Consider the following 20090-nt stretch of genomic DNA (forward strand, 5'->3'; position numbering starts at 1 on the left):
TTTTATTCTTTGTTCATATTTATCAGTGTGCTTCTGGACTTTCTGAAGGCATTGGTCCGTGAAAGTTTGTTGTTATAGACTATCAGGTTATCGAGAATACTTTCCAGTTCACTGTTGATTCCGTTCACTTTCTTTAGGCGTTCCTCGGGTAGGATTATCGCCTTGGTCTTCAGGATATCGTTGCATTGTTTAAAAAGGTTTTTGGTTTCAAGGATAGCGTTCGCGGCAAAGCCAAAAAACTCCTGCCTTTCTTTTCGATTCAAGTGTTCCAATTGTTGTACGGTCTGTTTGGAAGTGCGATACGCCTCCAAAATCTTGGTTTTTAAGTCGATGGTCCTGCTAACGTCCGTCGATTTGGTCACATAGGCCGGTGCCTGTTTCTTGGCCTCCAGCTCTTCTTTAAGGATCTTTCTCGATTTTAAGGTTTCATTGTTGTTTTTCTCCATCAGGTTAATAAGGCGGGAAAGATTTTTGTTGACGGCCTTTAGCTGTATGTTGATATTCATCAGTTGACTGTTTACCATTCCAACGCTGGCGTTGGTCGCGGCATCGGTAACCGGAATTTGGGAAATGATCGCCAATGGAAAAAGCAAACCCATTAATACAAATGTTCTTTTCATAGTCTTAGTTTTATGGAGCATTTTCAAAGGCGTAGGCCTTTGCGGTCAACTCCCAATTTTTATGATTCTTTTTATACAGTTCCAAAATTTTACCGCTCTCGGTCGGATTGGTTTCGTAAATGCATTTCTCTTCCAAAGAGGTTTCCAAGCCGTAGACCTTTACCTTGTCCATCCAACAGAACGCGGCCTCACGGAACTTTCTGTCCTTCGGTAAATCCTTATTGATGGAAAGAATAAGCTGTTTTTGTTTCTCGTTTAAACCCATAACGGTCTGTATCTTATCGAAGGATTGGGCAAAGTCCCGCATGTCCAGGAAGACCTTGATGTGCGAGTTGACCACAATGGCATTTTTGATGATTTCGGAGGAGATAAAGTCACTTACTTTTTGGGAAATAAAAATAGGCTGGCCTCCCAGTTTTCGCGCCATTCTTGATTGGCTGTTGAAATAGTGTACCAGTTCGGGCCTTACCAAGGCCTTCCATGCCTCGTCTACGGCCAATATTTTATTTATGGACAGTTTGGCGAGGTCATGCATCTTCTTGTTAAAGATCTCCATTATCATCAGCGCAGTGATGGGAAACAGCAGCTCGTTATCGATCAGTTTGCCCAATTTGAAGTACACCACTTTTTCATCGCTTAGTCTGGTAATCCTATCGTCCTGTTTGTTCAAGAGTTCGCCTCTCGGCCCGCCTGTGTAATACTTTTCCAGCAGGAAGAGGAACACATTGGCATCGAATTTTTCCTTCGGAATTTCTTTGGTTCCAATAAATGCTATTATATGATTCCTGCAATACTCATAGAAAGTGTCAAACCTGAAATTTGTATTACCGCTTTGCCACATTAACTCGTAATAACCCGTAACCAAAAGTTCGATAACGGTATTTGCGACTTCCAAACCTGTGACATCCTTACTGTTACCCGTAATCAATTTGAGAAGCGTTACAAGGTGCAGCAGTTTGCTTTCGGCCAAAGTCTTGCTCCGAGTGCGGTTCTCGACAACATCGTGATTGTCCAGAAGAAAAGGATTGAAGGTAAATGGCCGGTCATCATCATGCTGCAGGATTATGCCACCAAATACCTCGGTAAGTTTATCGTAGGAATTGCCGTCCTCGATGATAACGGCCTCCCCGCCTTGCCTCAGTTCGGAAGCGATGTAATGGTTGACATAATAGGATTTGCCGCCGCCCGACCCGGAGGCGACCAACATCCCCCGATTGAATATCCAACCTTTTTCTTCAGGTATTCGATACAAGCTGGCAGTAAGCGGCCGGCCGGAGATTCTATCCACCGTACGCAGCCCATCAACGGCTTTCGACGAATCTTTATAGCCGCCTTCAAAATAGAGTAGGGAGGAGGCCATATCGCTCGGCATGGGTAGGTATAGCTCGAACGGGATGCCAATAGCATTACCAGGGACACCGGCAAAAAACAGATTCTTCCTATCTATACTGTTCCTCTTTGCATTGATCTTCAATTTTTTAAAGGCGGAAGAAATGGAGTTTTCCATTTGCCCTTGCCTGCTCCGGTCGTCCTCGAACCCGAATACATTGAGATGGTAAAAGACCGTTTCCTTGTGGTTTTCAAGGATATCTTTGGTATAGTCGAATATTTGATCCGCGTATATCGCGTTACTGTCATCTTTCTTTCCGGTACTGAAGCGCTGGAAGCTTTTCGCTTTTTTCCGTAGGCTGGAAAGTGCTTTTTCCTGATCCGGTATGTGGATATATTGATTGATGATATGTTCATGGGGCACCTTGAAACCCAAAGAAAACAGATTGCCGATAGGGAAACGATTATGACGGGTAGTGAACTTTCCATATAGCTCATGGGTGCCTACATGCTCTTTGGTGAACTGATCCAAATTTTCCAGCGTGAAAAATTGCCCCTTCTTACTGCCAATATTTATGGAGTTGTTGGCGAAATCCACATCGGTTAGATTGGCGTTTTCTTCACAAATGCCAAAATATTTGGGGTATAGCCCATCCGGGGAAAACAAATCGTCATAATCCAATAGTTCGGACTTTATCAGACCGCTCGAATTAATCAAATTGTCGACATTCTCCACTTGATTTTCGAACTCCTTCAATATTCCGCTATCGATGAATTCTTCGGGAACGGTATGCGACAAATAGAATTCCCGCCTTTTGCCCAAGAACGAGTTCGCCCGTTTGGAACCATAGGTAATGTAATTTTTGGGAACAACGCTGATATATAGATAATGGCTGCCGACCAAATAAGGGCGGTCCTCAAAATGTTTTTCGTTGGCGCGTTCCAACATATCGCCTCGTAGCCTTTGGGAATTCGGAGTATAATTTTCCTGAAGAAAGAAATCCTGCCGGTGTAGGAGCCTATTCGGGCCCAAGACATTGATGATGTTGGAAAACAGCTCTTGAAGCATTCCATATTCCAGAGCATCCAATGTATATACTTCGGGTAATTCAAGTTTTAGGGGAACGGTCAAACAACCCTTCTCTTTGGATATCAATGCCCTTCTCTCATAACCGTAAATAGGGAACGCGTCCCAAAGTGCTACTTGTTTTTCCATAGCAATAGGTTTTCGTATGTATTGGATATTTTTATGGAATCGGGTTTGGCGGCATCTGCCATTTTTTTGACAAACCCATTGGCGCCGTAGGTTCGTGAGTAGAACAGAAGGACGAGGAATATGATGGCGATTGCGATGACGATCGCTAACATGGCCAATACCATCGGAATAAAAGTGGATAGGACCAGTCCCAGTATAATCGCTGCCAGGCCAAGATAAAGGCAGTACATAATGTACTTTGCCTTGAGGCCTCGATATAGGACATCCTTTTGCAGCCCTTTCCTGATCGGGATAAAATTATTCTCCATGACGTAAGGAAATTTAGATGTTGGCAATTTCCTCGCCAATGGCGATCATGGCAAAAAAGATGGCTATCCCAATAATGGCCTTTCCAAGTTTATCCGCAAGATCCGTCTGTTGGTTACGGATATAGATATAGGCCAAGGCCATAATACCAAGTGCCGTGCCCGCTATAATCTTGATAATATCTATGATTTCACGGGAAAGGCTTTTGGAGTCGTTCTTGAAATCTTGCGCCTCTTGCAGGAGTTGGTCAAACTGGCCGTAGAAACATATGGGAATGCAGACCAGAAGTAGGAATAGGATAATGGGATCAGGTTTCGGAATCCGGCCCATTGTTCTCGGCCGTATCCTCATTGCGGATAACTTTGAGTTTTTCATGCTTTTTGCGAGTTAAGGAATTTGCATCATCTTCCAATGAACCCTCTTTAAAAGCTTCCAGAAGTTCCGAGGTGTTTTCCACTTCGGTCATCTGGTCGAGTACAGCTTCCAAATCAGTTTGTTCATTATCTGACTTATATGCAAATATATTATTTAAATGCAAAAAAGCAATATTTTTTGAATCTTTTTTCTTTGACGTTTTTTTCTTCTTGAACAGCACCCACAGAACATACCCGTAATAGATTAGGGCCAAACCTATCAATATGTACCAGTAGCTGCTCAAAGTTTTCTATTTTTGTTCTATTATGTTTATCAGTTTTCTATACTTTTTATCTATAAAATCTTCCAAAACCTTTCTTATCAAGTCATTGCGATGGGTTTTTATGTCCAATTTATAGGATGCCCCCTGTGCCAATTTTTCATATTTTCCCATGCAGTCCTTACTTAAGGAAAGCACGAAGGATTCCTTTCTATCGCGAAAGTTTTCCGTGCGTAGGAACAATTTAAATTGTCGAACCGGGTACTCGTCGGTCATTGAAGAATTTTTGGATGTCATCCCTTTATGATTCTCAATGACTGCGGTTTCTTTCGTATTCCTAACGGTTTTAGGCTCAAAATGTTGTTTGGACCCACTCGGCGTTTCCTCAATCGAACGCTCACTTTTCAAGGTCTTCAGCACATTCACGGTTTCTTTGTTCTGTTCCGCCATTTTTTGGATCAGACCTAGTGTATTTACTTTTTTTCCTCTTTTCATAGTATTGCGCTATTTTGTTAGTTGGCTTACTTCCTCAAAGAAATGTTTGATATCTTTTTCGCCCCTTTCTTTATGCTCAGGTATGGGGTACAGTGTATTCCGATATCTTTCCTTGTAGATGGTCTTGTCCTTGACTACACTGGTCATCATGGGAATACCCGCCTCTTTAAATTGCTGGCGCAGCACCGCAAACTTGTTTCTTTTGACCAGCTTGTACTTGTTGAAAAAAAGATGGATGCTCTTTAATACACGCTCTTCATTATCAAGGAAATTATTTTTCAACGTGAAATAAAAGTGTGAAGTGCTGTCTATTTCCAGTTCGTCATGGTCAAAGGGCACAAAAACATGTTCCACATACATTAGCCCTTTGACCATCTCTACATTCAAACTGCCAGGAAGGTCGAGAATTATATAATCCACTTGGCCATAGTACTTCAGGATGGCATCCTGTAGATTCTGAACGGTTACTGGTTCAATAGGATAAAGTTCCAAACCTGCCCTTTCTTCGGCATCCAACATTTCCATTTCCCGATTCCGTTTTTTGTAGATGGAGTATTGAGGATTATCGGCATCCAAAAGCACAATTTTTTGCTGCTTTGCATAGAAAAGATTTGAAGCTAGAATAATGTTCAATGTCGTTTTTCCGATACCACCTTTTTCGCCTACCACACTAATAATCTTTGTATCCATAATCCGTTATTTAGTTCTTTCAATAATTAGTTAAATGATGAAATAATCAAGGCATTGTTTAATGACCTAAATCCCTAATTAATTATATAATTATTGAGAAATATATAATTATAATTTGTTAATAACTAGATGTTTATGAAAAATAATTTGGGCTAAAACCATATGAGGCCAAATGAATCTAAATGGATCCACAACGTGGTTTCATTTGGCTTAAGGACGAATCTATTTTTATGATATTTCGATGATTTTCTTGAAATGTATAAAGGTCCAATAATGCAAATAGGACCGATTTTTTAAATAATGATCTTGAAAAAATAGGATGGCTGTATCTAGAGCATTTTTGGGTTCAAACACAGTATGACCGATGGGTAAAATCAAAAGAATGTGTAGCCCTTGTTCCTGTGGAAGCCAAGAAATGCCTATCGGCCTCCTTGGCATCCTCGGAACCGCTCAAAAGCCCATGGGACAAAAAAGTCCCATGCACTTTTTTTGCCCAGGCACGGTATTTAAGTTTGCTGTATCGTTTATTATCATTTGAGATGGTGCATATCATAAAATGAATCCGTTATGGGGGCAATAGGTTGTCTTGACAACCCTACTTAAGATGGTAAAAACAATCGTTCGCTGTTATCCAAGATGTTATAATGTCCATAATTAATTTGATGGTACATTTATACCTTAAATATCCCATTTACTTTCGGTAATAATTTCGTATATTGAAATTCAGAGAATTTCGCAAGTTATGTTTTAAGTATCTTAAAACTACTACTTCTAACGAAGTGAAAAATGCGGTTATACCGTTAAACCAGAGAAATGGCACGTAAAACAGGCAGAAAACCTTTAGGCAATAAAAAGCGGATACATGGCATAGTGCTCCGCTTTAATGATTCGGAACTGCAAATGGTCAAGGAGACCATGGGAACCTACAACCTCGATTTTACCAAAAGGGGAGTAGTGGCCCCTTTTTTAAGGCGGCTGATACTTGATAAACAACAGGCCGAGGACACCAAAAAACTGCCCGGACCTTCGGCAAACCTCATTTATCAAATCAATAGGATCGGCACCAATATAAACCAGCTTACAGCAACTGCACATGCCAAAAATTTGAGAAGCCCATCCGCAAAGTTGGATGCTGAAATCGAAAAAACGAATACCTTATTGATGCAAATTTTGGAACTGTTAAGTGAAAAATTACCATAAATGATCGGTCGTATTCTATATCGCGAGACCGTACATGGGGTATTGAACTATGTTTTTGGAAAGAACGGAAGTACCATTTTGGGCTTTCAGAACACGATATCGGAATTTGGCACCACCCCTAAATTTTTCGCGAATACATTACATTTTCAGGGCCAACGCCATGATTCGGCCAGTCGATATGCCCATATTACCCTCAACCTGCCCCATGGGGAGCATCTTGACGACAAAACGTTCTATAAGGTTGCCAAGGATTATATGGATGAAATGGGATACGGGGAACAGCCCTACGTCGTGGTACGCCATAGCGATACCATCCATGAGCATGTACACCTTGTATCTACCACCGTGAACGAATCCGGTACGCTCATCAATTTGCGCAACGATTACCATAGAAATGTAGCCACCCAAAGGTTTTTGGAGAAAAAATACGGTCTCTCTCCTTCGCCGGGCACAAAGGTTCAAAGGGACCTTCCGAAGTACCGTTTGCCCGAACTACAGCTTTCTGTCGATGAAAATAACGGGACTAAATTCTATATGCAGGATGTAATCAACGGCCTGTTGCAGAAATATAAAGTTCGGGGTTTTGAAGAGCTGGCGCGATTGGCAAAACCTTACCATATCGTCGTAAGGACGATGACCCATGCCAGCGGAAGGGTAGGGGTGGCCTACGGCATCGACAACCAAAAACAATACAATACCCAGTTCATAAACGGCTATGTCGTCCATCCTGAACTGAGTGGGCCAAAACTAAGGACCATCTTTGAAAAATACAGCAAATCAAAGCTTTTACCCATGCACAAAAAACGTTTGGAAAAGCAACTGCTGACCACATTTAAACTCTTCAATAATATTAAGACCGAGGATTTGCCCGATGTCCTGAAATCTTATCAGAACATCGATTGTCAGCTACTATATGGAAGGAATAGGCAATTGGCGGACTTTATTATATATGATAAGTCGGGATATACTTTTAAGGCATCCGAGATAAGCCTGCAACACGATTGGCCCAATAATTCCCGATTGAGTGGAGACCAGTCCTCCGAGACCCACATTGATATTGGGAGTAATCAGTTTAGCCTTGAAATCAAAAAACTGATAAAGAACGCTTTCTACAAATCGTATCTGGGCACAAATAAAAGCAAGGAGCTATTGTCGGAATTTGTTGTAAACAGAAATCTTAAGGACTTGCTGCCACTTATAGCACGTACTGAGCACTATTCTTTTTTGAACCACTATCTAGGTGCAAATAACGGAAAAATGTTGCCCAAGACCCTTAAAAATAGGTTTGATGACATTCGAGCCGAATTCGCGAAGACCGAATCGAAAAGGGAAATCAAAAAACTGGAAATAAGGACGGGGTTGATTAAAAAGGTGCTGGAAAAATCGGTTTTTGACATAACCAACGATACGAACATCGCATTTTATCTACTACGGGGGTTAGGTCTAAAATATCATCACGGCAACGTTACCTTTTTGAATTCTGGCACACATTCCATTCCCCTTACATTGCAAGGAATAATTCCCTCCAATTCCGATGAAGCCTATATTTCCACCGGGTCCATCAACCAAAATGAAAAGGTGTTGGAAATGCTAACAGCGGACGATAGCACAAAAGCCATGGATTTAAATCCAACATCATTTTTCCTGCCGATATTGATGCCGGAATTATATGGGAGCATGACCAAAACGTTTCGAACGGGTTACGAGAAAAAGAGTTTAAAGGCCTTTCATAAGGCAATGGAAGGATTCAATATCCTATTTGAAAAATCCCCAACCGATTATATAAGGCTTTTCAATGCCAGAGGTTTCTTTTTTGAAGCACGGGGAGATAAAATCCATGTAGCATCCATCTATTCCAAATATCCGGTCAGTGTTCCATTACGTAAAAACACTAATGAATATCTCAGTTCCCTGAAAAATTTGGATGATGTACTGAAAGAACAACGCACGGCCATGGATAGTATAAAAAAGCAGGGACGAGGGCAGCTTAAAAACCTATGGGTCTCTTATTTAATGGAAAAGCAGTGGTACGGAAAGGTTGCCTACATAATGGTCTATGAAGGTATTCAACCCAATTTACATCCTGAAACGATGGAGTACCATATGGAAAACGGCTTACGGGAAAAATTGATCGAGATGTCAAACCGAAAAGTTAGTGCCGAACAGGCCTCATTGCTACGAAAAAGTGTTTATGCATTCAGTTCACTTCTAGGTGGCGATTATAAAGAAGAAGACGTCTTTAACGGGTTTAAGGACGAGTTTACTGACTACTCGAAATATAAATCTTTATTTATCTAGGAAAAGACACCTTATCGGGATTTGGTTTTGGCGAAACACTTTTTCAGACAACAGGCTGGTACCTATAAGTACCACCATCCACCAAAGCTACGACCCGCGACGTGGTCGACTCGGTAATCTGCGAAACACTGTCGGCATAGAATAGTCTTACGATAACTTTTGGGTTGTTGAAATAGGGTGGTTCCCCTCTCAAGGGCTGCCCTTCGTCAATTCCGGCTATGAACATGACCTGGCCTATGGATTGCCATGATTTCGCCTTGATGAAGAACCCATATTTCAATTCAGCTTCGTAGTATTGTTCGTAAATATTTAAAAGACCATCAGAATTCATACCCTGCTTATTTTAAGCTCCTTGTATCACGGAGAATTTTATTAATAAAGTGTTTCAAAAAACATGGCTAGTGTCGTTAATTTAGAAGTTGAAGCCAATGTCATGATTTTGGGGACGCAATAAAAATTGATTATTTGCGCCTCTTATTTTCAACTAAATATCCCAAATTCTTTAATTATCCCTAAGAGCTTGACTTTTCGAAAAGCCAGTTGGAGTTAACCAAAACTCCATCACTCCATGCCGAGATTTTTATATTTTTTATCGAGGATTTTCTAGTCCGTTTTAATCTCACATCATAGACATTTGCTCTTTCGTCGTTTAGTTCTCGTATTGAGTGCCATATCTTTTGGACTACGAGTTTTTCTCCCAGCTCTATTTTTGATCTAGGGTCCTTTGAAATTACTGTTAGAATATCCCCAGGTCTTGCATTGAACCATAGTCTGGCCTGTTTCAAATTTTCCTCAACTTTGGCTTTTTCCTTACTTTTACGCCAATTTGGGTAAAGAAGTCCTGAACTTGATAAGGATTTATATTCCGAATTGGTCAATCCATTTCTACACCAATCGGCGAACTCAAGTAATTCTTCCATGGTAAACTTTTTTGCGGGACGCTTCATTTTATTGGTTTGAAATATAAAGTCATTGAAATATTGAATTGGTACACGAGTTTAAATTTCCCATCGTAACCTGGTTACTTATATCCAATACGTTTTCTGGGCCCGGTCTCTTTGACGATAAGCTTTTTGATCGCGTCAAAGACCACTTTGAACTGCTGGTCGTATTTCCGTTCCATAGCCAGTATTTGTTTCTCCAGCTCCTTGTTCGATTGAAAAAGCTTTCTGAGTTGGACAAAGGTTCTCATTATAGCGATATTGACATCAAGTGCCTTTTGGCTTCTAAGTACACTGGAAAGCATAGCCACCCCTTGTTCGGTAAAGGCCATGGGAACGGCCCCACCTAAAATACTTCTGTTGGGTATCACATTCTGTGATACCAGTTCATCTATCTCAGGGACGCTGAGCTCGAACATGAAATCCTCCGGAAACCTGTCGAGGTTCCGTTTGACCTGCTGTTTTAACGATCTTGTTTCCACTTCGTATAATCTTGCCAAATAAAAATCCAAGATTACCTTGTGCCCCCTTAAATAATGGATTGTTTCGGCAATGGTTTCTGATACGATCTTTGTCATATTTGGTCGGTTTTGGGGTATCACAAATTGTGATACCCCTCTTTAAATTTTCTTCTTGAAGGTCATTAAGGCATCCACTATAGAGGACTCCAATTCCTTATATTCCTCCTGTACATCCGTTTGGTACACCACGTTCTCGCCGATATTGTGCTTTTCGATAAACTCGTTATCGTACGAAAAGATCCACATCATATTATAGCCCAACGTATAATAATATAGTGCCAGCTTTATAGTGGTAAGGGAAATGGTTCCCCTTTCGACGTTCGCGATGGTCATGGGATTCATATCAAAACGCTCCGCAAGTTTTTTCATTGAGAATTGACTCGTAATTTGATTGTCGGTGTCCTTCTTGACCAGTTCTTCGCGTATCATACGCAAACGCTCCCCGATGTAAGCAAAGTCCTTCTTTGACCCTTTCATGATTTTTTCTATATCTTCCATACTATTTAGTTTACTAGTTTATATGACACTTCAGCTATCGGCATTCTTGATTGGTGAATTTGAGGCTATGCTAAGTTGCTATTCATTATTCTTCTTTGGTTTCGACCGGAAAACTCGAATATAAAGCCTCCAGATCCTCTTGTTCGGCAGCGGCGAACAAATTCACTTCCTGGCTTGCCGACACCTTTTCGAATGTCGGGATTTGATGGACCTTTAAGAACGCATCTGCCAATTCCCTGCTCGGCTTCTTACGATATTCTTTCATGAAATGCGCTGCGATGGCCTCTTCCTTCTCTAGGGATTCCCCGATCTGATCACCCATTTTATTTTTATCGAAAACGGTGGATTCGAGTTGCTTTCCCGTGCTTATCAAATATTCCTCCTGAACTAAAGTATCGATATCCTTAATGACTTTCAAAAAATTGATATCCAACACATTATCGATTTCCTTGTCAATGTACATCCGGTCCACTAACTTAAAAATGAAAGCCTTTAGATCTTCTTTTGAAGTTTTCCTTCTTGAAAGCTCTTCCAAACGGGGCAGGTGGTCAAAAAGTTTCAGTTCACGTACCAATGCTATGAACTGCATACGTTTTATGGTATTGGAATAGTGCTTATGGGCAAACTCCTTTAGATATACATTGTAAAAATCAATATAGTCCAATTGCTGGAAATCGATTGCATGGACATTATCGAAAAAATCAAGGGTCCCAATAAGTCGTAGCTTTCCTTCGACCAACTCTTTATGGTTCTTGCATTTAAAATGGGTATGTACGGGAATATCGTATCTACCTTGAATTTTCTTCGAGGCCATATTAGGTCTTATCTGGCCGAAACATAGTTTTTGTTCAATGGGATTTTCAAAGGTGTCGGCAACGATTCCCCCAAAATGACCTGTGGACATGCTCGTAATCTTACTCTTCGGCAGCAGTTCGGAGAGAATGGTACTATAATTGACCGTAGTGTCGTTATTGGAAACCGTTTTGCTCTTTTTTTCCTGATGTATCCTACCGAATATTTCACTTATCCGTCTTGCGGTTTCTCCTTTGGCGGCCCCACTGAAAACGTTCGAGCAATTGTCGAATATAACCTCCGCAAGTTCTCTACCGTAATCCGCGATCAGTTGCGTGACGCTCTGGATGCCCAATATGGTAGCGATATAGTGCGACCTTCCGGTATCGATTATCTTTCGAAGCCCCATAATAAAGACAGTCGGGACTTCATCGAAAATCAATCCTAACGGTCTTCCCCCGGGTTTATTGACTACTTGCAAGGTCTTATTGATGTAGAGGCCGATAGGGGCCGCGTAGACTTCCGAACGGTCAGGATTGTTTTGGATACACACGATTTTAGGTTTTTTGGGATTGTTGATATCCAGGCGAAAATCGTTACCGGTCATGATATAGTAGATTTCCTTGTTGGCCAACATCGATAGTGAAATTTGTGCGCTCGCGGTCTGCCCTGCCAATTGCTGGCCCGCTTGTCTTTCCATGGCATCCTTAAATGGAATCATCAAGGTGCGTACCTCCAGGTCCTGCATCATGATTTCCAACAGGTACTCGATGTTGACCATGGATAAGGTAATGGCGTGGGGAAGCGTACATATGTTCTTGCCCAATTCCTCGGATTTCTTCTTCAAGTACCAAATCAGTCCCGAAACGAAACTTATGGCGCTCTTCGCGAAGAAATCGCTGCGCTTTATCCAATCCTTGTTCAGGTTTTTCATGATAACGGTGGCCGCATCCGCAGCATCGGACTGGTTCTTCATCAAATACGGATCGATGGGATTGCAACGGTTCGACTTTTCGATGTTATCAAAACTTATGACGTAGAATTCCGGAATTTTTACGGTTCGGGGGACCTTGTCATTTTCGGGCCGTTCCCTTTTTCTTCTGAGGTAGTTGTAGGCGATTTTGCTCAGGGTGTCGAATTTAAAATCATAGAGCAGCATGGTAAAATCCTTTTCTATCATTTGCTCGATAATTTCCTCGATCAAGGCAAAGGACTTTCCGCTACCTGGCGTACCGATAATCAACAAAGCGCGAAAAAGGTTGACAAAATTTATCCAGCCCTTTCTTAATCTCCCTTTATACCTATATTCATAAGGTATGTTTACCGAATGTTCGGTGTCCACACGTTTTTCCGTTTGCCGAAACATCTCGTTCCGGTCATTGAAAGGGTCGTCATCGACCATGTTGCCGAAATTCATCGTTTGGAAAATATGAACCGTACCGGACACGGTAAATAGGAACCCTAAAAAATAGAGACCTGCGGACAACCACAACATACCGATATGGTTCGTTTTAAAATATGCAGATATTAAAAGAAGCATACAGCCCATACCAAAATACGAAAGGCCACCGGAGAGCGATTTGCCTTCCTGTTTTTTAGGGTTGTATAACAAGACCGCACCAAAAATGCACATCACCAACAATCCCCTGCTTTTCAGGGGGCTTTGTAAGGGTCCAAATCGCATCAAGAACCGATAAACTATTTCGGAAAGATTGGAATCCAACTGCCGGTCCTGCAGGATGGGATAGTAGCCCGTAAAACCTATTACCGTAAATACCAGCACGGATAGTAGCATTGCCGAAAAAGCCAGATTCTTGTCCTTCATGTTGAAAACTTCAGGGTTGGAATGAAATTGAAGGACTAATTGAACATACGTTCCTTCCATTGCTCTACCACTATGTTGGACGCAAGGACGAAAGATACTTCATTCGACTTTATGTAGTCTATGGTCTTATCCATCAATAGACCGGCCTGATCGTTGATGAATTGGGCATAGGTATCCGCTTTTTGCAGACGGTGCTTTAGTTCGATATCGTTCTCTTCGACGAGTTCGTCCAAGAGGGCGACATAATATTGGTTGTCCTGTAGTTCTTCCGATAGTGGTTCCATGATATTCATGCGATATGGTTTTGTAAGTTATCGTTTTTCTTTGTTCTTTCATCCTCCCTTTCCCTGGAAAGAAAAGCGGTGTTCTTAAAATGGGAGACAATGGCCAAATAGGGGATGGCATACGTATAGGTCAACCCGAAATCACATTCGACGCCATTTGGCTTTATGGACTTGATGGTTCCTTTGTTCGTTGCGCCCTCTGGACCCTTGGGCGATTTCAATTCGATTTGATCGCCAATCCCCAATTCCTTGGGTACGACTTTTTCCATTTTTATAAATTTTGTTTTTTTCGAAACCATGAGGTCGTCGTTCCAGTCCTTTCCGTTTGATTTATGGATGTTGGCGGTAAAAGGGAGATACAGGCCGTTAATGGCGTCGAGTAAGGTCTTGAATACATTTTGTTGCCGTATGATATGGGTAGTATTGATTACTTCCTGTAAAGAGAATTCCAAAAGCAATTTATCGGAGAACCCCACACATCGAACCAAACCAAAAACATGGTTATCCCTACGGAGGTCAGAGGTCAATTTTTCCTCCAAGAGATTTTTGTGGGATGCAATCCGATTTCGCACTTTTTCAGTATAATGGATGCTCAAACTGACATTGCCATTTTTGAACGAGGCTTCCGCATAGAGGTCCGTATTGTTTTGATTGATCAGGGCCGTAAAGATCTTTAGGTCATACTCATGGCCAGATATGTCATTGTCCATGATGGATTTGAGTTCGAGGCCTTTATTTTGTAGCATTGGCGTAATCAATTGCATGAAGAATTGTAGTTTTTCCCTGTGCACGTTCCCACCGAAGGAAACGTAGAAATCATCCTTTTTGCCATGAAGTTCTTGGTAGGAAAGAAGGTCTATACCGCTTTCCCCGAAAATAATTCTGGTCGGCCTTGCCATGATTTTGGAATGAAAAAGAAAATGATCTTTTTGATTCAATACAAGACGGAACTTTTTTACTTTATTGTCGGCCCTTCTGCGGTAGGGCTTGTTATAGAGGATATAGTTTTTTGGGTCGCCCGCCAAATCATATTTGGGAAAGGCGATGTTGGCGATTCTACCGCCGTTGTCCCTAATGTGATAGGCATTGAAAATGCGGCCCCTAAAGAGCGGACTGTTTATGGTAGCTTTGCAGATTCCCCGATGGATCCGTAAATAGTTTGAATTCCGTAACGGGACTATATTGTATTTTTCTTCCAACGATTTTAAGAAAGCATTCGATTTTGTGATTTTGATAACGGTGTTCCCTAGATCGTAGGTTCGATTGGTTATTTCCAAACCGCTTTCTATGGCTTTGTAGAAATTGGCACTACGTTGCAAAAGGTATTTAAAGAACAGGCCCTTGTCGCAGGAATCGTTCCGGTTGAAGTAGGTCATGGGTTTGCGCATCGTCTGCAGTACAATGCGGTCCTCGTCATTTTGAAACTCCATAGACCCGGCACTTTGTTGTACCAACTTGTATCCGTTCTGATGTAGGTACATCGGAAAATTAGCCTCTTCATTGATCTGGGCAATCAAATTTTTATAGTGTTGCGGGTTATCCCCGTAGTTTGGACTTTGCATGGAAAGGTTTTAAAATGGCCGACACACCAAGCATGTCGGCCATTACATTGAGTTGGTAATTATTGGATTACATACTTATGGCGTTGCTAGGCTGTTTCTTTTTTTTTTCGCCGCTTACCGTTATCGCATCCTTGGTTTCCATATCCTTGACCTTTGCTTTTTCCAAAGATTTAGTAATAAAGCGCTCGGCTCTCGGGCTGTAGCTGACCATATAGGTCAAGGGCCCCTTCTTGGTTGCCTTGATCGTTATTTTCGTCTCCTTGCCCTGATTTAAGGAATCCGCCTGTTCTTGGGTCAATTGTTGCCCATAGAGATAGGTGCTGGACGACAAAGCCGATTTTGTACGGATGTCGTTCAGTTTTGGCTCGTAATAGGCCAGTTTCGTGAACGATTCTCCATTGGAGGAACGGCCCTCAAAGGAAACGAACCGGCCCTCATTGACCATTTTGTCAAACTCGGCCTGTGTAAACTGGTGGTTGTATGCCTTGGCCTGGGCCAAGGTTACCTCCTCCTTGCGCTTGATTTGAACATCCAATCGGGAACCAGAAGTGGGGCTGTATACCATTTGCACCATTTTAACGCTTTCCTTGATGACACCATCTTTTGGATACGCGGATTTATGGAGGTATTCTTCCCCTCTTACGATGGCATCCTGCACATTCTCGGGGAGCTTGGCAAAACTGATATACGCACCTTCAAGCCGTTCTTTGGCCTCGCCCAACGCAAATCGCTGCGCAGGAGACTTTTGCATTTCGAGATATTCGCTCTGCTTATCGATTTCAAAGGTCAGATTGTCGGCCGTCTTCACTTTGTACGTTGTGTCGTTGACGGCGACCGCATCGCCTTTCTGCCATGCCTGATTGAGTTTTACGAACACTTTTTCTACTTGTTTTTCCATTTTTGAGTGATTTTTAATTGTTAAGGAATTTTTAATTAAGTACTTTTGAGTAACGAGCATTTCAGGAGTGATTTGCTAGTTAAGGAACGGAAAAGGGGCGGGAGCGCCCTTTTTCCATTTTTTTTATAGTGCGATTCTATATTCTTTCAACTGCACCTCCTTTCCGCTTTTGGATCGATGTTCCATGGTCTCCCATTCCGAATACCAATTACCGGACTTGGGTTTTAGAATATCTATCGCCTTGTTCAAATAGTTTTTATAGTACGACCAGACCAAAAGTTTAATGGCGTTCGTCTCCAAGGGCAATCGCACCTTGATACTTTCCTCGTTTTTGGAAACCGAGATTCCGTACCGGTTCAATCGATGCTGGTCGAGTATGTTGTTATATCTTAAAAAGCTTTGGGCCAGTTCCTTATTGTACCTTTTCGTATGGTCATAAAATCTGGAAAAGGCTTTTTTGTCGCCAATAGGGAATCTTAGTACCATATCCCTGTCCGTCAACGACAATTTGAATCCGGAATCCTTTATGAAGGTTATGAAATGAAGGTCCCGTAAATAACCTTCTATTTTCTTTTCTCCGGTAAAACTAAGCATAATCTTGTCCACTTTAACGGTTTGCCGTATTTGAAAAAGAATATCGGTTGTTTGTGAATTTATTTCTCCCAACGCCATATACACCACGTTTTTCAATTGGAATTTTTTATGAAAGGCCAAGGCCTCCTTGGGATTCTTGAAAAGAAAGAGTCCGTCAATTTTCTTGGGTATATTGGAATACCATAAGGCATGCTTCGCAGCTGATTCCCGGTAGGGGGCCACATTTTTGCCCGCGTCGACGAAATACCCGCAAACGGTATTCTGCATATTGAACAGGGGGAAAAGAATCTCCCCTTTTTCGTTTAGGAACATACGGCCGGTAAAAGAGGGTAAATCGGCAGCATCACCGTACAGGCCTTCGCCATTATTTTGGATGGGAAGTCTATAAGAATCGAAATGATTGAAATCCTTGGGCACTTTTTTGAACTCACCCTTCCAATCCCTTGATATGGTCAAAGCGTCAGTCTCCAATACCTTTGTATGGTAGGCCGCTACCTTGTCCCATAGCATTTCTTTTTGTACGCCCTCAATTTTCGAGACGTGTTCGGTGATCAGATCTGTTGCCGAGAGTTTTTCCTTCGGACGTTGGGCCTTATAGTACAAAAAGCCCTCTTCTGTATATATGACTATATAATACAGTCCGGCATTTTCGAAAATGCGATGGGTCTTTTCCGTTCGAATACTTTGGAAACCCAAGTGTTCAAAAAGTTTGGGGAGATGAATCCTATAGTCTTCCACAAGCCATTTGTTCATCATATCCTATTAATGTTTGTGTATTTGCATTAAAATAATATATTTGCTTATAAATACAAATATATGAATTTTTTTGAATTCACAACATTTCGAACAAAAAATATCATCTTGGGCATTTGGGAATGCTTGAAACAATTGGGAAGAAAGGAGTTGGCCTATCTTCTTTTATTGACGCTTGTATGCCTTGTGTATTTTGTACAGGGAGATCACAAGATGTCGGAAACGAGACTGCATGACGCCACCGTTGCCATGGCCCAGTATCAAGAACGCCTAAAACTGAATATAAATTCCGATTATGGCGATTCACTGACCGTTCAAAAAGAGCGGGAACAACTACTGATGGCCATCGAGGAACGCATCGTGACGTATCTCTATCAAATTCCCGATTATTCCTATATAGGTTCACTGGAAACGTACTTGAAATGTCGCCACGTACTATTGGAGCAACTCCCTTCCGCCGTTCCCTTGGAAAAAGGAGATTATATACTTTCGAGCGATTACGGTATTCGGAGCCATCCGATTTCCGGAAAGACAAAAAAACATTTTGGAATCGATTTGGCCGCATCCAACGGCAAACCCGTCTACGCATCGGCCTCCGGTATCATTACCGATATTTTCTATTCCGATAAGGGCTATGGAACCCATATCATAATCAAGCACCGATTCGGTTTTCAGACCCTTTATGGGCATCTGGATAAAGTTTTGGCCCATAAGGGCCAAAAGGTCGAACAGCATGAACTCATCGCTACCGTGGGAAGTTCGGGAAGTTCCACTGGCTACCACTTACATTACGAGACCATCAAAAATCAAGTAAAGATCGATCCGAGACCCTCACTTGCCTTAAAGAAGAAGATATATGAACATGTAATCCAAATAAATCCAAATAAAGATGGAGAAGAATAGCATAAAACGTTGGCAGAAGGTACTGCGTTCGGCAAGAAGGCTGTACCATTCCGTAAATAACTATAGGATGAGCGCTAAAGACCCCGATTTCAGGGATTTCAGCCTTCTGGAATACGACAAAGTAACACCTGAAGAGGTAAACGATGCGAAACGATTGGGTTTCATGAAACAACTCCAGCTTGCAAAAAGGGGATATGTAGATAAGAACCTTAAATTACAATTGGTAGCCGCAAAACGGAAAGAACGTTTTATAGAACAAGACCACAAGATTGTTCCCTTCGGAAATCTTCGGGTCATGGAAGGGGAAAAGCTAGTGGCCATGATGCAATTGGGCTTTGACACCCTTAACGAAACTTTCTGCGTAGCCTATCGCAATCATGAAAATATTCCCCTATGGAAACCTTATGACACGGTAAGATTGGAACGGTACTTTGGTGCACTGCATCCGGAAATGGGCAATAAACTTAAATTAAGCCATATTTTTTTCGATATAGGTGCTCTGAAAGTCGGCCAAGATTACAAATTGGCGATTTGTCGGGTCTATAATGATGCCGTTCGGCAAACATTTCATAGCAACACCTATTTTCAAAATAGTATTTCCTCCCCAAAGGAAGACCTATTAGTGAACCCCAAAAACTATTTTGGCCAGCAATTTTATCTGTCCTTGTCGCAAGGGAAGGAAACCATAATGACATTGACCGAGGCGACCGACCTTTATTTTGTTTTTCAGTCATTTATGGAAACGGCACCGAAACAGGAATCCATTTATTTTGAAAAGCAAGAGTTTAAGAAGCGATTTCTCGATAGCGGAATTATAGTATTGGCCCATCTTAAACATGGACTCCGCCTAGGGGTTCAAAATGGAACGTTACAGATAGGGAAACATGACGGGGCAAATGGAAAGGGGCGTTTACGCTGGGAAAATTTTGAAAGCCGGATGCAATCGGGTTCGCTCTCGGCCATTGAAAAGTACTATATATCGAAAGAGGTCATTTCAAAAAAGAACTTTTTGGTCGAAACGGATGCCATTTCCTTGAAATCCGACACCAATGAGGCCAGTCTAAAAAAGCACTATGGCACAGGAAAATGGCATTTTTTGGAAGGGAAACATCATCGGTCAGCAATGAATTCCAGACCGGTTGACGACTCGGTATTGGAACACATCAACCGAACCTATTCCCGAAGTACTAATTTCCAAACTGCGTTGGCAAAACTTCAAAAAAATCAAACCATACAAACTGCACAAATAAAACAACAATAGCATGGATCGGAATATGCTTATACATCAGGGCAACACCTTTGAGAAGGTAATGGAAACCATCGATTTTACCTACTACATGGATTTTAGCGAAGGGGACGATAACGGCAGTGTTATTCTATTCGATAGGGAAACACAAAAGTTGGTTTCGGATAACTATATGGCGAACCGTGATTTGTACGAAAACCTTTTGTACTACAATTACGAATGGATTTGTAAAAGGCTCAGATATGCCAGAAAATGTATGGTCGAAGAACACGGAATCGACCTTGCCAAGGAATATTTTCTCAAACATGAAAAAGAGTTCCAGGGAATTCTTTGCAGGTCTGAAAATATAACGGACAAATGCAATATGGCTTTACAAAAGGACTTGGGTTTTACGCTCTCAAGAAATGATCTGCAAGAAGTTCGCAAGCTTCTGAACAGTAACCAAAACAAAGGATTAATTATGTAACATAACCATCCGATCAAGT

The 20090-nt window shown here is 41.7% G+C and carries 22 protein-coding genes; 5 read left to right on the forward strand and 17 right to left on the reverse strand.

Annotated elements, in window-relative coordinates; all coding sequences use genetic code 11:
- Window positions 1–2 precede the first annotated feature (2 nt).
- From SD449_RS01035 to SD449_RS01070, 8 genes are all read right to left on the reverse strand, one after another.
- A complete protein-coding gene (locus tag SD449_RS01035) occupies window positions 3–620 on the reverse strand; it encodes a hypothetical protein (protein WP_116183703.1) in 618 nt (205 codons plus the stop codon).
- 10 nt (window positions 621–630) lie between these two features.
- Window positions 631–3165 carry a TraG family conjugative transposon ATPase gene (locus tag SD449_RS01040; RefSeq protein WP_116183702.1) on the reverse strand — a complete coding sequence of 845 codons (2535 nt, stop codon included), beginning with the start codon at window positions 3163–3165 and terminating at the stop codon, window positions 631–633.
- Complete coding sequence (locus SD449_RS01045; protein WP_116183701.1) at window positions 3150–3473, reverse strand: DUF4133 domain-containing protein; 324 nt, start codon at window positions 3471–3473, stop codon at window positions 3150–3152. Before SD449_RS01045 ends, SD449_RS01040 begins: the two co-directional genes overlap by 16 nt.
- Before the next feature lie 13 nt (window positions 3474–3486).
- Window positions 3487–3846 carry a hypothetical protein gene (locus tag SD449_RS01050; protein WP_166247889.1) on the reverse strand — a complete coding sequence of 120 codons (360 nt, stop codon included), beginning with the start codon at window positions 3844–3846 and terminating at the stop codon, window positions 3487–3489.
- Window positions 3779–4129 carry a hypothetical protein gene (locus SD449_RS01055; protein WP_147296617.1) on the reverse strand — a complete coding sequence of 117 codons (351 nt, stop codon included), beginning with the start codon at window positions 4127–4129 and terminating at the stop codon, window positions 3779–3781. The genes SD449_RS01050 and SD449_RS01055 overlap by 68 nt, the downstream gene beginning before the upstream one ends.
- Window positions 4130–4135: 6 nt before the next feature.
- Window positions 4136–4600 carry a hypothetical protein gene (locus SD449_RS01060; protein WP_067030415.1) on the reverse strand — a complete coding sequence of 155 codons (465 nt, stop codon included), beginning with the start codon at window positions 4598–4600 and terminating at the stop codon, window positions 4136–4138.
- 9 nt (window positions 4601–4609) lie between these two features.
- Entirely contained in the window at window positions 4610–5290 is a 681-nt protein-coding gene (locus SD449_RS01065) for a ParA family protein (RefSeq protein ID WP_067030418.1), read from the reverse strand.
- A gap of 346 nt (window positions 5291–5636) precedes the next feature.
- Window positions 5637–5843: a hypothetical protein gene (locus tag SD449_RS01070; protein WP_116183698.1), complete on the reverse strand. Its 207-nt coding sequence runs from the start codon at window positions 5841–5843 to the stop codon at window positions 5637–5639.
- Between the two features lie 260 nt (window positions 5844–6103).
- Between SD449_RS01070 and SD449_RS01075 the strand changes: the two genes are divergently transcribed.
- The gene (locus tag SD449_RS01075) at window positions 6104–6490 is read left to right on the forward strand and encodes a plasmid mobilization relaxosome protein MobC (RefSeq protein WP_116183697.1); all 387 of its coding nucleotides are present in this window, start codon (window positions 6104–6106) and stop codon (window positions 6488–6490) included.
- Window positions 6491–8788 carry a relaxase/mobilization nuclease domain-containing protein gene (locus SD449_RS01080; protein ID WP_067030351.1) on the forward strand — a complete coding sequence of 766 codons (2298 nt, stop codon included), beginning with the start codon at window positions 6491–6493 and terminating at the stop codon, window positions 8786–8788.
- Between the two features lie 43 nt (window positions 8789–8831).
- Here the strand turns inward: SD449_RS01080 and SD449_RS01085 are convergent, their stop codons facing one another.
- From SD449_RS01085 to SD449_RS01125, 9 genes are all read right to left on the reverse strand, one after another.
- A complete protein-coding gene (locus tag SD449_RS01085) occupies window positions 8832–9119 on the reverse strand; it encodes a hypothetical protein (RefSeq protein ID WP_067030354.1) in 288 nt (95 codons plus the stop codon).
- Between the two features lie 181 nt (window positions 9120–9300).
- Window positions 9301–9708 carry a hypothetical protein gene (locus SD449_RS01090; RefSeq protein ID WP_141673212.1) on the reverse strand — a complete coding sequence of 136 codons (408 nt, stop codon included), beginning with the start codon at window positions 9706–9708 and terminating at the stop codon, window positions 9301–9303.
- Window positions 9709–9809: 101 nt separating this feature from the next.
- Entirely contained in the window at window positions 9810–10307 is a 498-nt protein-coding gene (locus tag SD449_RS01095; RefSeq protein ID WP_067030360.1) for an ORF6N domain-containing protein, read from the reverse strand.
- A gap of 42 nt (window positions 10308–10349) precedes the next feature.
- Window positions 10350–10748: a helix-turn-helix domain-containing protein gene (locus tag SD449_RS01100; RefSeq protein ID WP_067030363.1), complete on the reverse strand. Its 399-nt coding sequence runs from the start codon at window positions 10746–10748 to the stop codon at window positions 10350–10352.
- Between the two features lie 85 nt (window positions 10749–10833).
- A complete protein-coding gene (locus SD449_RS01105; protein ID WP_166247890.1) occupies window positions 10834–13365 on the reverse strand; it encodes a type IV secretory system conjugative DNA transfer family protein in 2532 nt (843 codons plus the stop codon).
- A 35-nt stretch (window positions 13366–13400) separates the two neighbouring features.
- A complete protein-coding gene (locus tag SD449_RS01110) occupies window positions 13401–13658 on the reverse strand; it encodes a hypothetical protein (RefSeq protein ID WP_067030369.1) in 258 nt (85 codons plus the stop codon).
- A complete protein-coding gene (locus tag SD449_RS01115) occupies window positions 13655–15211 on the reverse strand; it encodes a hypothetical protein (protein WP_067030373.1) in 1557 nt (518 codons plus the stop codon). The genes SD449_RS01110 and SD449_RS01115 overlap by 4 nt, the downstream gene beginning before the upstream one ends.
- Before the next feature lie 67 nt (window positions 15212–15278).
- Window positions 15279–16109: a hypothetical protein gene (locus tag SD449_RS01120; RefSeq protein ID WP_067030376.1), complete on the reverse strand. Its 831-nt coding sequence runs from the start codon at window positions 16107–16109 to the stop codon at window positions 15279–15281.
- A gap of 123 nt (window positions 16110–16232) precedes the next feature.
- Window positions 16233–17459: a hypothetical protein gene (locus tag SD449_RS01125; RefSeq protein ID WP_147296615.1), complete on the reverse strand. Its 1227-nt coding sequence runs from the start codon at window positions 17457–17459 to the stop codon at window positions 16233–16235.
- A gap of 105 nt (window positions 17460–17564) precedes the next feature.
- Here SD449_RS01125 and SD449_RS01130 point away from each other — a divergent pair, with 105 nt between their 5' ends.
- The 3 genes from SD449_RS01130 to SD449_RS01140 are packed head-to-tail and all read left to right on the forward strand — an operon-like array spanning window position 17565 to window position 20071.
- Window positions 17565–18359, forward strand: a complete 795-nt coding sequence (locus SD449_RS01130; protein ID WP_181899447.1) for a M23 family metallopeptidase — start codon at window positions 17565–17567, stop codon at window positions 18357–18359.
- Entirely contained in the window at window positions 18346–19620 is a 1275-nt protein-coding gene (locus tag SD449_RS01135) for a hypothetical protein (RefSeq protein WP_116183684.1), read from the forward strand. Before SD449_RS01130 ends, SD449_RS01135 begins: the two co-directional genes overlap by 14 nt.
- Window position 19621: 1 nt before the next feature.
- Window positions 19622–20071 (forward strand): hypothetical protein, encoded by a 450-nt coding sequence (locus SD449_RS01140; RefSeq protein WP_141673213.1) that lies wholly within the window; start codon window positions 19622–19624, stop codon window positions 20069–20071.
- Window positions 20072–20090: the final 19 nt, after the last annotated feature.

The organism is Flagellimonas crocea (genome assembly GCF_033441595.1).
GTDB lineage: Bacteria > Bacteroidota > Bacteroidia > Flavobacteriales > Flavobacteriaceae > Flagellimonas > Flagellimonas crocea.